This is a genomic window from Ruegeria sp. AWH4_226, assembly GCF_056159225.1.
Window position 1 is genome coordinate 491109 of record NZ_JBSWUU010000001.1, and the last position, 12067, is coordinate 503175.

The following is a 12067-nucleotide window of genomic DNA, read 5'->3' on the forward strand; positions in this document are numbered from 1 at the left end:
GATGCTTCCCAAGTGGTTCGATGACTGGAACAAAGACAACCCGACAAACATCTACGGCCCTGCAATCCTGGTCGGTGCGCTGGGCGGCGCGATCTTTATCGCGGCAATGCTGGTGGCTTTCGGGCAACCCTTCGCCACGAAGAGCATTCAGACCGGGCCGCGGGGAACGGGAATGTCGGTCACCGAGTTCGTCAGTGAAATCGAGCGTCCCGACCCAACGATCGAGGATTACCTGACCGAAGAGCCATATATCCCTCAGCCCGGCGATGCCTTGGCCAAGGATATCTATGAAAATGTCCAAGTACTTGGTGATCTGACAGAAGACAATTTTAACCGATTTATGACCGCCATGACCTTCTGGGTGGCGCCGGAACAGGGCTGCGTCTATTGCCATGGCGAGGGCGATCTTGAGACTTATGGAGAGGACAACCTTTACACTAAGGTCGTGTCTCGTCGCATGATCGAGATGACGCAGAACATCAATGAAAACTGGGATGGCCACGTCAACGCAAACAAAGAGGTCGGCGTAAACTGCTACACCTGCCATCGCGGGCAAAACATCCCCAGCGATATCTGGTTCAGCATCACTCCGGTCGTCGATGCCATGACGGGTTGGGGCGCGGTTCAGAACCGCGTCACAGAGCAAAGCCAATTTACCTCTCTGCCGTCGGATGCATTGGAAACCTATTTGTTGAACTACGGCGTAATAGGCGTGCATGATCTGGAATCCCGCGTTGAAGGCTCACCTGCGGATGAGGGTTTCCCAACGATTCAGGACACTGAGCGCACGTATTCACTGATGAACTATGTGAGCAACTCATTGGGTGTGAATTGTTTGTTCTGCCACAACAGCCGGGCATTTTACGACGCGGAACAGGTGACGCCGCAATGGGCGACCGCAAGTCTTGGTATCGCAATGGTGCTGGAGTTGAACAACGATTACCTCGTTCCATTGGCTGATGTTTATCCGGAAGAACGCCTGGGCCCGATCCATCAGGATGCGCCCAAGGCCGCCTGCCGGACGTGCCACAAAGGCTATCAACAGCCGTTGCAAGGTTTGAACATGATCGCGGACTGGCCAGAGCTGACCACGTCCGAGGCACCTGTATACGAATAGGGCCAGCCGTCTCCCCATGACCGGCAGGCCCTGACGCAGCACGGACCCAGTGGCTTCCGCGGTCCGCGCAGGGAACACAAGCTGTTCCAAACCTGTTCTGTGGCGACAGAACGACCGGCTGGTGATCCGCGCGGGCGTGCGTTCAATCCCAAGCGGATCACCGGTCAATATACCGGAGAGGATCAATGGCATCTACTCAGACACCCCTGTTGGACCGCGTTGCCGGTCCGTCTGACCTGCGCATCTTAAGCGATGTGGAACTGGCTCTGATTGCAGATGAACTGCGCAATGAGGTGATCGACATTGTATCGGAAACAGGTGGTCATCTTGGGTCGTCACTGGGCGTGGTCGAACTGACCGTCGCCCTGCACGCGGTCTTCAATACGCCGATGGACAAGCTGATCTGGGATGTGGGGCACCAGTGTTATCCGCACAAGGTGCTGACGGGGCGGCGCGACCGGATGCGGACGTTGCGGCAGAAAGGCGGTCTTAGCGGATTCACCAAACGGTCCGAGTCTGCCTTTGATCCGTTTGGCGCGGCGCATAGCTCAACTTCGATCAGCGCTGCATTGGGATTTGCCGTCGGCCGCGACATGGGAATGCCGACCGGCGATGCGATCGCGGTGATCGGTGATGGTTCAATCAGTGCAGGCATGGCATACGAGGCGCTGAACAATGCGGGCGACGAAGGTCGTCGTCTGTTCGTCATCCTGAATGATAACGAGATGAGCATTGCCCCGCCCGTTGGTGCGATGTCGACCTATCTGTCGCGGCTCTGCGCGCCGGATCCGCTGGCACGGATGCACTCCCTGACCGAAGGGTTCGAGGCCGCAATGCCGCCGCCCGTTCGTGCCGGCATGCGCCGCGCTCGGCAATTGGTATCGGGCCTGCCCGGAACGGGCACGCTGTTCGAAGAATTGGGGTTTGACTATATCGGCCCGATCGATGGCCACGATCTGGGTCAGCTCTTGCCGGTGCTGCGCGCGGCGCGGGCCCGCGCCACAGGACCAGTGCTGATCCACTGCGTGACCGTAAAAGGTAAAGGCTACGCACCAGCGGAAAAAAGTGCCGACAAGTATCACGGTGTGTCCAAGTTCGATGTCTCTACCGGAGCGATGAACAAGGCCAAGTCCAACGCACCCAGCTATACCTCTGTCTTTGGTGAGACATTGACAGACGAAGCCAGCCGCGATCCGTCCATCGTTGCAGTAACAGCCGCGATGCCATCCGGAACCGGCGTAAAAACCATGGCAGACCGGTTTCCCGGCCGAGTGTTCGACGTTGGCATAGCCGAGCAACATGCGGTGACATTTGCGGCTGGTATGGCGGCGAGCGGCTTAAAACCCGTCTGCGCCATTTACTCGACATTCCTGCAACGTGGGTACGATCAGGTCGTGCATGATGTTGCCTTACAAGGCTTGCCAGTAAGATTCGCCATCGACCGTGCCGGTTTGGTCGGTGCGGACGGCGCGACCCACGCAGGCGCGTTTGATCTGGCTTATCTGTGCAGCCTGCCCGGGTTTGTCGTCATGGCCCCTTCTGATGAGGCCGAGCTGCGCCATATGGTTACCACGTCGCTGGCGCATGATGCAGGCCCCTCGGCCGTGCGCTTTCCCCGTGGTGCCGGGGTAGGGGCAGAGCTGCCTGAACGCGGTGAAATACTGCCCATTGGCAAAGGGCGGATCATCCGCCACGGCGAAGACGTGGCAATTCTTTCCCTCGGCGCTCATCTGGGTGAGTGTTTGACTGCAGCCGATCTTTTGGCCGAACAAGGTTTTAACCCCACGATTGCAGATGCAAGATTTGCCAAGCCGATTGACACGGACCTGCTTGCAGACCTGGCAGCCACTCACAGCGCCATCGTTACTGTTGAGCAGGGCGCGCAAGGAGGGTTTGGGGCCCACGTTCTGTCACACCTGGCGAACGCCGGCGCGTTGGATCGTGGTTTGAGAATACGCACGATGACCTTGCCCGATCGGTTTATCGAGCAGGCCGCGCCAAGTGAAATGTACGAAGATGCCGGTATGACAGCCCAAGATATCATAGAGGTAGCTCGCGCACTTTACGCACGCGAGACCAAAGTTTTGTCATTTCCGGCTGTGGGTTAGCTCTGAGGTCCAACCGAGGCCAGATACGCCCAGATATTTGCGACTTCGTCTTCTTTCCGAAGCTTGAAGGTCATTTTCCCGCGCGCGCTTGTGTCGTCGAGGTATTCTTTCAGAAACTTTGATGGATCCGCAACATAGGTCGTAAAGTCGGCCTCTTCCCAGACCAACCCGGCTTCACCCGCAGAAACCATTGCATCTGAATAGTTGAACCCTTCATAGGTGCCGGCTGTCCGGCCTACCACTCCGTACAGATTGGGTCCGGTCTTACCGCCTTTTACGATTTCTTCACCAGCGTCATCGACGATGACGTGGCAGGCTTTGCATTTATTGAAGTTCTTTGCGCCTTCTTCCGCATCGCCTTCGGCAAAGGCGGGGACGGCCACAAAGGCAAAGGTGACCGCTGCTGATAGAATACTTTTCATATGCATACCTCCTGAGAAATCTAAATTTAGCGCGCGTGCTCCGATGTCAAATCGTCACACAGTATATTCAAGCGACCGCGTGGGCCAAGGCACATTGCTTCCACAATATCATCAGCGCCTCGACCAATCGATCGATATCTGCATCGCTGTGCAGGGGTGACGGCGTAAAGCGCAGCCGCTCGGTACCCTTGGGAACAGTTGGATAGTTGATTGGCTGAACGTAGATACCGTAGTCGCGCATCAAGATATCCGACAGCATCCGGCACTTGACCGGGTCTTTGATCATCACCGGAATGATGTGGCTGGGGTTGTCCATGTGCGGGATGCCATAAGCATCAAGTTTGTCCCGCAAACGCTGTACCTGCCGCCTTTGCGCCTTGCGCTCAGCATCGCTGGTTTTGAGGTGCTGAATACTGGCCGTAGCCGCGGCCGCGACGGCTGGGGGGAGAGCAGTTGTGAAGATAAATCCGCTGGAGAAGCTGCGCAGGAAATCGCAGAGGGCGGCTGAGCCCGTGACATATCCGCCAATGCAGCCATAGGCTTTGCCAAGGGTTCCCTCGATCAGGGTAATGCGGTCTGCCAGGCCTTCCTGTTCACTAATGCCACCACCGCGCGGCCCGTACAGACCAACAGCATGCACTTCGTCCAAATAGGTCAGGGCACCGTGTTTTTCGGCCACTTCGACGATTTCTTTCATTGGACAGATATCGCCGTCCATCGAGTACACCGACTCGAAGGCCACGATCTTGGTGCTGTTGACAGGGAGGGCCGCCAGCTTGCGATCAAGGTCTTCGGGGTCGTTGTGTTTCCAGATGATCTTCTTGGCCCGCGAATGGCGGATGCCTTCGATCATTGAGGCGTGATTCAGCTCATCGCTCAGAATAACCGCATCAGGCAAACGGCTGCCGAGGGTCGACAGGGACGCCCAGTTGGACACATAGCCCGAGGTAAAGACCAAAGCGGCCTCTTTGCCATGCAGATCGGCCAATTCTTCTTCAAGCCGCACATGGTGATGGTTCGTGCCCGAGATATTGCGGGTGCCGCCGGCGCCCACGCCGCAACTGTCGATGACCTCTTTCATCACCTGCCGGACTTTCGGGTTCTGACCCATGCCAAGATAGTCGTTTGAACACCAAACCGTTACCTTGTCAGGGCTGTCTTCAACATGGGATTTCGCGGTCGGGAACGCACCGCAGAGCCGTTCGAGCTCGGCAAATATCCTGTAATTGCCTTCCTCCTTCAGCATATCAAGCTGTGCATTGAACATCTTATCAAATTCCATGACGTCCCTCCCTTTCGGTATTCATGGCCAGTGGCTTCGGGTCCGGCAGCATCCAACGCCAGAGTTTGGCGTCGGGCAGCGGCAGAACCAGCAACCAGTGTTCCAACAGAGCCAGCGCCGTGAGGCTGGCCAACAATATTTTTGCGGTCTTTTGCGGATCGGTCGCTGCATGTCCGGCCTGCGCCATGAACAGGGCGACGGCAATTGACAAGAGCGACACGGATATCGGGAAAAACCAGTTCATCCGGGCAATGCGAAAATGACTGGGCAGGTGCGACAGGTGGTCGGGCAGAAATTCTGTATTGAATTTCGGCACACCGAAAAACAGGTTCAGCTTGGCCGAGATGCGGGCCGCGAAGAGGATGCCGAAACACCATGCGCCAACAGTGTTGGGTTGGTTCCAACTGATTGCGGCAAGCGCGATGGTGATCAGCACCAGCAGCATCTCGTGATAGGCGATCGTCCCCCAGGCACGGATGAACCTTTCCCAGAACGGCGCATCGGTCGGGCAGGGGTAGGCGTTGGGGCCGGTAATCATGCCGCACAGAAAGGCCAACTCGATCCAGCCCCAAATCAACAGGGCGCTGATGAAGCCCAAATAGACCGCCATTGTGTCGCCGTTAGCCAGAGATACCCAAAATCCAGCCAACCCGGCGAACAGAGCAGGTAATGACCACAGCGCGGCGCGGCTGCGTCCGCCCGCACTGCGGCGCACCACCCACAGGATCGCCCCGGTGGAAAACCACCAGAGGAAAAGCGCAGCAGGCGCAGCGATCCAGGGTGCGAGGGTCATCAGTAGCAAGGCTCCAATCTTGTCTGGGCCGGAACCTCATGTTTTTTGGCTGGGATGAAGTACAACGCGGCAAAAGCACGGGCAGCTCTGACAGAGCCCCAAACCTGCGCGGCTTTGCCTGCAATACCGCCGCGCTCCTTGGCTTCGGCGATATCCACATTGGCCCGGTGCAGCGCGCGGCAGTTCTTGAGCCAGCGTGGATCGTCAATGTCCAGCGTTATCGGGAAAATCTGCTTGCTGAGTTCGCTCGTCTTTTCAAACACCGCATGCGCATACCAGTCGGGATCGACGCCCAAGGCCTTGTGAAAGGCGGGGCGCTGATGGTCGCGCACGAACATGGTAGCGTAGACAGCGGTCAGGAAGAACTTGATCCACAGCACGTTTATTCCCGAGGTCAGCTTGGGGTTGGTCTTCATCAGAAGGGCAAAGGCCTCACCGTGGCTGAACTCATCATTGCACCACTCTTCGAACCATTTGAAGATCGGGTGGAACCGATGTTCGGGGTTTGCCTGAAGATGCCGGAAAATGGTGATATAGCGGGCATAGCCGATCTTTTCCGACAGGTAGGTGGCGTAGTAGATGAATTTAGGCCGGAAATAGGTATATTTCTTCTTCTGGGTCAGGAAGCCCAGATTGACACGCAGCCCGGCTTCGCGCAGTGCGTCGTTGATGAAACCCGCGTGGCGCGCCTCATCCCGAGCCATCAGTTGGAACAACTGGGTGATGTCCTTGTTATTTCCGCGCCGCTTCATTTCTTTGTAAAGGACACAGCCCGAGAATTCGGCGGTGCAGGATGAGATCAGGAAATCGATGAATTCTTTCTTGAGCTGCGGCTCCATGCCGTCCCAGTCGATCTGGTCCCAGTCTTCGTTCTTTTTGAAGTGCCCCTTGTTCGGGTCTGAAACCATCTGCGCGATCAATTTGTCCCAGTCTTCGCGAACGGGAGACACATCAATCGCGTCCAGTTCATCGAAATCCGTGGTGTAAAAGCGCGGCGTCAGCAGAGTGTTCTGCATCGCCGTCTCGGTCGCCATTTCGTTGTTATAGATGGCGTCCTGTTCGGCTGCGATAGCCAGACCTTCTTCGACCGAGGTCGCGTCAGCGGTGTGCTTGGCTTGAATGTTCATAGTGACACCTCCTCAGAGAACGAGAATTCGCACAGCTCCATCACCTCGAAATCGCCGGTCAGGCGGGTCCAGAGGCGCTCCAACAGACTGGCGCGGATGATCGTGGCCTCGCGCTGTTCGATGACGATTTCACCGAAAGGAGCCATGATTTCAGGGCCTTTCACCTTTACCTCGTCCCCGGGATAGATCACGGCACCGTTGTCGAACCTGACATGGGCGTGCAGGCTCTCGAATTTGTGGCTCACCTCGACTGTGCAGGGCGCGCGTTCAAAGTCTTTCGTCAAAAGTCCCATGTTTGGCTTCCTTTCAAGGTTTATCCAGAAGTCTGGCGAAACGTCTGGCGTTGTCGGCACCAAACCCCATAAGGTCGGCGCTCCATCCCGTTGAGGGATCGGTGATATCGAGACGGCCATTGGCGCGACGCGTCACGATGACGGGGGTATTCGCAGGCTGGTCCGCCTGCATTCGCGTGCGATCAATCACCCGGGCGACCCCAGCGACAAAGCCGCCTTCGGTGGCGCTGAGGCGGGCAATCACCGCGCCTTCGGGGGACAGGACGGTGACCGCCCCGCTGACGCCATCGCTGACCAAAATCATCGCACGTTCATGTGTGATTTCTGCGGCGGGGGGCGAGGCCGACAGCGGCACATCTGTAAGGCGCGCATAGGCGACGATGGCGAGGACGGCGCAAACCAACAGTCCCATTGCCCGCAGCAGGACGCGCGGGATCAACTCGCGGTCCTGGTTCCGGGTCTGGTGCAGGGTGTCGGTCATTTTGTGCCTCCTATTCCGCGGCGATCGGTTTCAGATCACGTTCAACGCGGGGGATACTGACGCGGGCTTCCGCGGCATCTGCAAGGATGCGCGCAACGTTCGCCGCATCGGGAATACAGCGCAGGGCGGGTTGGGTGTGGAAATGCCAGGGGCGCACATGCGGCCAGCACAACAGGTAGCTGAACCGGACCGGACCTTGCAGAGTTAGGGCAATCGTCCCGGTGCCGTCTTTGCGCAGATCCAGATCGGCGCTGTCGATCTTGGTATAAGGCAGATTCAGCGTCATGGTCAGCGCCGCCCCGATACGCATGGCGACGCGGCGGTTGGTCAGCGTGTACATGGTACTGCGCGCCTGGATCACTGCAAAGACGACCAGCAAAGCACAGGTCACCGCTCCAAGGATCACAAAGGGCAGGGACGCGGCGATGGCCAAGTCCAGCGGCATCAGGTCAACGACCGATACAAACCGCCAGATGGTCAGAACTGCGAAATAGCCAGCCACCCACAAAACGCTGACCGAGGATTTGGCAAGCGCCCACCAATGCGGGCGACCCTGCCACAGGATCACCTCACCCTCGGGCGGGCGTTCCGGCAGGCCAGGAACTGGTTCAACTGCAAAATCGTCGTGCGGCATGGGTTTGCTCCTGGCTTCAGATCTGCGGCTCTTGCCGGGCTTCGCTGGCATAAAGCGTGCCACCGGCGTAGTAGGCGCTGATTTTTTCTTCTTCGAGCATGGTCAACTGGTTGGGATCAGCGATCCGGGGCACGTCTTTGACATGCTCGGCAAAGATTGATCGTACCTTGACCCGGTTCGACCAGATGCGCGTCATTGTCAGTGGCACCAGCCGGGTTCCTCCGCCGTATTCAGCGTCCAACTCATATTCGAGATAGCGGACCAGTTGCTCGGGCACGTCGATCCACATATCCGTCACGGTGCCCACCGGCTTGTTGTCGCCGGTGACGACTGGCTTGCCGCGCGGATCGCGACCTGCAGCGTGCGAGAACCCCTCAAGCCCGCGCATCGGTTGCAGTTTCAGATGTCCGTGTCCGTCCAGTTCCGGAATGTCGCGGCGCGGCGCCCAGGATGCTGGCCCAACACCATCGAGCATCGGGTTGCCAGTGGGTTCGAACGGGTACCCACCAGCGGCGTTGGTGCGTTCCAGTGCAAGGTCATCGCGATCACCGCGTTGCCCGCTGGGAACGGTTACTTCACCTCGCCCATGCGGCAGTTTGAACGTTTTGTCGTCGGGGACCGAGAACAACCCCTGATTGGGGGCTTCCTCGCCGTCATCATCAACCAGTGGGAAGCCTTCGCGCATGTTTTCCCGCTGGATGTAAAAGATCAGCAGGGCGAAAAAGACCCAAAACAGCCAGATCGACAGGCTGGCGAGGTCAAAATTTCCGAAGAAGGTCTGGGTCATTCCGGGATCCTTTCGGTTTGAGGAATACGCATCATGTTGGAAACTCCGGCAATCCGGATGGCGCGGCAGCCCGGCGTTTGCGGGTTGCCAGTGGGCCAAGTACAATCAGCGTTATGAAAAGAAGTGCGATTTCCGCATGGTAGACAAAGGAATAACCCGTGGCGGCCGAGTCCAGCGCGGTGCCCAAGTTACCCTTCAAGGCTTGCACATTGACGATGTCGCGCAGCGCTCCGCCCATAGCGATGGCTAGGCCCGACGCGGTTGCTTGTGCGGCCCCCCATGCGCCAAGGGCCAGGCCGCGCCCGGCAAAGCCCTGTTCGGGTAGCGACATGGTTGAGATCAGGGTGCAGACGGCAAAGATGCCGCCGCCAAAGCCAATCAGCCCGGCGCCGGTGAAAAACAGCATCGGAGCTTGCATCGGGGCAGAGAAAATCACGGCGCTGAAGGCAACGATGCCAACAAGGATCCCGCCGCAGGACAGACGGATCGGATCGCGTCCAAGCCCAAGCAGCCGCGCTGACAAGCCATACCCGGCCAGTGCTCCGGTTGCCCACATGGCCGTCAAAACGGTTGTGGATGAAACCGAAAGGCCAAGGATTTCGCCGCCGTAAGGCTCAAGCAGAACGTCCTGCATGTTGAATGCCATGGTGCCCAGGAAGACGACGGCCAAAAGCCGTCCGGCCTGACCTCCGCTCAGCAGATCAGACCATGCGTCGCTGAACCGGGGGCGGGGGGCTGCGCGTTCTTCGGCGCTCATCGGGCGGACTTTTTCCTGGCGCCAGAGGGCGATCAGGTTCAGCACCATGCCAACAACTGCCGCGCCCTGAACCACGCGGATCAGGCGCAGGTCTGAGAAATCGCGCAGTAACCAGCCGACGATCAACGCCGATGCGCCCATGCCAATCAGGAACATGACATAGAGCAGAGCAACAACTTTGGGCCGCGTCTCGGGCGTTGCACGGTCACAGGCTAATGCCAACCCGGCGGTTTGGGTCATGTGGATGCCAAGACCCGCCATCAGGAAGGAAATCGCCGCCAGTGCTTCACCCGCGAAGGGGACATGCAGCGTGGAGTGGCCACCAAGCACCAGCAGGGCAAAGGGCATGACGGCCAACCCACCCATCTGCCAGATCGAGCCGAACCACAGATAAGGGATACGCTTCCATCCAATCGCACTGCGATGGGTGTCACTGCGGAAGCCCAGAAGCGCACGGAAGGGTGCGATCAGGACCGGCAAGGCGATCATGATGGCAACGACCGTGGCGGCCACGCCCAACTCGACAATCATCACGCGGTTCAGCGTGCCCAGCAGCATGACCGAGGCCATTCCGACCGACACCTGGAACAGCGACAGCCGCAGCAACTGCCCCAAAGGCAGATCTGCGCTTGCGGCATCTGCAAACGGCAGGAACTCGGCCGGTATCCGGGTGAAGGGTGAAGGGCGCTGGCTCATGAGGCGACCTCCAACGCGTGAGAGATGTAGAAACCGCAATTGACGCGCCCCAGATCGCGGACTTTACCGGCACCATCCAGCTTGCGCTTTAGCGCCGCTGTATTGTGCGGCACCATGGTCGGCGAGCGATCGCTTTTGGGGAACACCTTGCCCGCGTACCACATGGCTGCCAGCAGCGGCGTACGCGGAGCGATGGTGAAGCGCACCGCCGCACCGTGGTCGACGAACCGATCAACCGCTCTGCGGATATGGTCGGCGTCGTAGTAAATCAAACTATCCATGGCAAAGACATGATCGAACGGGCCGCTGGGTTCGTGCAGCATGTCACCTGCGTGGAAATCCACCTTCGCCTGCAATGGCGCCGGCAAACGCGCACGGGCGATATTGATCAGGGCTGGCGAAATGTCGATGGCCACGACCTCGGCGCCGCGCGCCGCCAAAACCTCGGTCAACTGACCAGTGCCGCAGCCCGCATCCAGAATGCGACGGCCCGTCAAGTCCTGCGGAAGCGCGCTCAACAGGCGATCCCGCATCTGGTCGCGGCCTTCGCGCACGGTTTGACGAATTTTCGACACCGGCGCATCGCTGGTCAGCCGCTCCCACGTGCGAGTGGCGGTGCGGTCGAAATAGGTTTCGACCCGTGCGCGTGTCGCCTCATAGGTCATTAGTCGAACCCCAGCAATTCAAAGATCACCCGGTCTGGCAGAGGTTCGGGGGCCAAAGCTTCGGTCCCGTTCCAAAGGGTTTCGGCCAGCCGGACATATTCGGCGCGGCAGCGGACGATATCCTCGTCATCATCCATCTCAAACAGGGTCTTTTTCTTTAGGCGCGAGCGGCGGATGGCGTCCACATCGGGCATATGCGCGATGCGCTTAAAACCGACCTGATCGCAGAAGCGATCCACCTCATCCGTGTCCCGGCTGCGATTGGCGACGCACCCGGCCAGACGAACCTTGTAATTGGCCGATTTTGCCTGAACGGCGGCGATGATCCGGTTCATCGCGTAGATCGAGTCAAAGTCGTTTGCGGTGACGATCACAGCCCGGTCAGCATGTTGAAGCGGCGCGGCGAACCCGCCGCAGACCACATCGCCCAGCACGTCAAAGATCACCACATCGGTATCATCCAGCATGTGATGCTGTTTCAGCAATTTCACGGTCTGGCCCACGACATAGCCGCCGCAGCCGGTACCAGCCGGAGGGCCGCCAGCCTCGACACATTGCACGCCGCCCCAGCCTTCAAACACGAAGTCTTCGGGGCGCAGTTCCTCTGGGTGGAAATCAACCTCTTTCAGAATGTCGATCACGGTGGGCACCAATGATCCGGTCAGGGTAAAGGTGCTGTCGTGCTTTGGGTCACAGCCGATCTGCAGCACGCGTTTGCCCAAGGTCGAAAACGCCGCCGACAGGTTGGAACTGGTGGTGGATTTGCCAATCCCGCCTTTGCCGTAGACCGAGAATACCTTGGCCCCTTCGATCCGTGCGGTCGGGTCCTGATGCACCTGAACCGAGCCTTCTCCATCAAGGCCAGTCAGGTTCGGAGGGTTCTTGTCCAGTGGGCTCATGATGTA

13 protein-coding genes are annotated in these 12067 nt (G+C 58.7%); 2 read left to right on the forward strand and 11 right to left on the reverse strand.

The window, feature by feature from the left end; genetic code table 11:
* The first annotated feature begins 1 nt into the window (after nucleotide 1).
* The gene (pufC, locus tag ACXAET_RS02365; RefSeq protein WP_475180541.1) at nucleotides 2-1117 is read left to right on the forward strand and encodes a photosynthetic reaction center cytochrome PufC; all 1116 of its coding nucleotides are present in this window, start codon (nucleotides 2-4) and stop codon (nucleotides 1115-1117) included.
* Nucleotides 1118-1302: 185 nt separating this feature from the next.
* The gene (gene dxs, locus ACXAET_RS02370; RefSeq protein WP_475180546.1) at nucleotides 1303-3225 is read left to right on the forward strand and encodes a 1-deoxy-D-xylulose-5-phosphate synthase; all 1923 of its coding nucleotides are present in this window, start codon (nucleotides 1303-1305) and stop codon (nucleotides 3223-3225) included.
* Here the strand turns inward: dxs and ACXAET_RS02375 are convergent.
* From ACXAET_RS02375 to bchL, 11 genes are all read right to left on the reverse strand, one after another.
* Complete coding sequence (locus tag ACXAET_RS02375) at nucleotides 3222-3647, reverse strand: c-type cytochrome (protein WP_475180549.1); 426 nt, start codon at nucleotides 3645-3647, stop codon at nucleotides 3222-3224. The two genes, dxs and ACXAET_RS02375, sit on opposite strands and share 4 nt — an antisense overlap.
* A 67-nt stretch (nucleotides 3648-3714) precedes the next feature.
* Entirely contained in the window at nucleotides 3715-4929 is a 1215-nt protein-coding gene (hemA, locus tag ACXAET_RS02380; protein WP_475180552.1) for a 5-aminolevulinate synthase, read from the reverse strand.
* Complete coding sequence (gene puhE / locus ACXAET_RS02385) at nucleotides 4919-5722, reverse strand: putative photosynthetic complex assembly protein PuhE (RefSeq protein ID WP_475180556.1); 804 nt, start codon at nucleotides 5720-5722, stop codon at nucleotides 4919-4921. The genes hemA and puhE overlap by 11 nt, the downstream gene beginning before the upstream one ends.
* On the reverse strand, nucleotides 5722-6849 hold the full coding sequence (gene acsF / locus ACXAET_RS02390) for a magnesium-protoporphyrin IX monomethyl ester (oxidative) cyclase (protein ID WP_475180560.1): 1128 nt from the start codon (nucleotides 6847-6849) through the stop codon (nucleotides 5722-5724). The genes puhE and acsF overlap by 1 nt, the downstream gene beginning before the upstream one ends.
* Entirely contained in the window at nucleotides 6846-7142 is a 297-nt protein-coding gene (locus tag ACXAET_RS02395) for a hypothetical protein (RefSeq protein WP_068334272.1), read from the reverse strand. Before ACXAET_RS02395 ends, acsF begins: the two co-directional genes overlap by 4 nt.
* A 13-nt stretch (nucleotides 7143-7155) precedes the next feature.
* Nucleotides 7156-7623 carry a photosynthetic complex assembly protein PuhC gene (gene puhC, locus ACXAET_RS02400; protein WP_475180566.1) on the reverse strand — a complete coding sequence of 156 codons (468 nt, stop codon included), beginning with the start codon at nucleotides 7621-7623 and terminating at the stop codon, nucleotides 7156-7158.
* Between the two features lie 10 nt (nucleotides 7624-7633).
* Nucleotides 7634-8257: a photosynthetic complex putative assembly protein PuhB gene (puhB, locus tag ACXAET_RS02405; RefSeq protein WP_068334277.1), complete on the reverse strand. Its 624-nt coding sequence runs from the start codon at nucleotides 8255-8257 to the stop codon at nucleotides 7634-7636.
* Nucleotides 8258-8273: 16 nt separating this feature from the next.
* Nucleotides 8274-9044 carry a photosynthetic reaction center subunit H gene (puhA, locus tag ACXAET_RS02410; protein ID WP_475180572.1) on the reverse strand — a complete coding sequence of 257 codons (771 nt, stop codon included), beginning with the start codon at nucleotides 9042-9044 and terminating at the stop codon, nucleotides 8274-8276.
* Nucleotides 9045-9075: 31 nt separating this feature from the next.
* Nucleotides 9076-10497 (reverse strand): PucC family protein, encoded by a 1422-nt coding sequence (locus ACXAET_RS02415; protein WP_475180573.1) that lies wholly within the window; start codon nucleotides 10495-10497, stop codon nucleotides 9076-9078.
* Entirely contained in the window at nucleotides 10494-11162 is a 669-nt protein-coding gene (gene bchM / locus ACXAET_RS02420) for a magnesium protoporphyrin IX methyltransferase (protein WP_475180574.1), read from the reverse strand. The genes ACXAET_RS02415 and bchM overlap by 4 nt, the downstream gene beginning before the upstream one ends.
* On the reverse strand, nucleotides 11162-12061 hold the full coding sequence (gene bchL, locus ACXAET_RS02425) for a ferredoxin:protochlorophyllide reductase (ATP-dependent) iron-sulfur ATP-binding protein (protein WP_475180577.1): 900 nt from the start codon (nucleotides 12059-12061) through the stop codon (nucleotides 11162-11164). Before bchL ends, bchM begins: the two co-directional genes overlap by 1 nt.
* Between the last annotated feature and the right edge of the window lie 6 nt (nucleotides 12062-12067).

Coding starts and splice junctions, on each gene's coding strand:
- puhA (WP_475180572.1), bottom strand. CDS start 9,044: ATGACCCAGACCTTCTTCGGAAATTTTGACCTCGCCAGCCTGTCGATC.
- bchM (WP_475180574.1), bottom strand. CDS start 11,162: ATGACCTATGAGGCGACACGCGCACGGGTCGAAACCTATTTCGACCGC.
- acsF (WP_475180560.1), bottom strand. CDS start 6,849: ATGAACATTCAAGCCAAGCACACCGCTGACGCGACCTCGGTCGAAGAA.
- hemA (WP_475180552.1), bottom strand. CDS start 4,929: ATGGAATTTGATAAGATGTTCAATGCACAGCTTGATATGCTGAAGGAG.
- puhB (WP_068334277.1), bottom strand. CDS start 8,257: ATGCCGCACGACGATTTTGCAGTTGAACCAGTTCCTGGCCTGCCGGAA.
- dxs (WP_475180546.1), top strand. CDS start 1,303: ATGGCATCTACTCAGACACCCCTGTTGGACCGCGTTGCCGGTCCGTCT.
- bchL (WP_475180577.1), bottom strand. CDS start 12,061: ATGAGCCCACTGGACAAGAACCCTCCGAACCTGACTGGCCTTGATGGA.
- puhE (WP_475180556.1), bottom strand. CDS start 5,722: ATGACCCTCGCACCCTGGATCGCTGCGCCTGCTGCGCTTTTCCTCTGG.
- ACXAET_RS02415 (WP_475180573.1), bottom strand. CDS start 10,497: ATGAGCCAGCGCCCTTCACCCTTCACCCGGATACCGGCCGAGTTCCTG.
- puhC (WP_475180566.1), bottom strand. CDS start 7,623: ATGACCGACACCCTGCACCAGACCCGGAACCAGGACCGCGAGTTGATC.
- pufC (WP_475180541.1), top strand. CDS start 2: ATGCTTCCCAAGTGGTTCGATGACTGGAACAAAGACAACCCGACAAAC.
- ACXAET_RS02375 (WP_475180549.1), bottom strand. CDS start 3,647: ATGAAAAGTATTCTATCAGCAGCGGTCACCTTTGCCTTTGTGGCCGTC.
- ACXAET_RS02395 (WP_068334272.1), bottom strand. CDS start 7,142: ATGGGACTTTTGACGAAAGACTTTGAACGCGCGCCCTGCACAGTCGAG.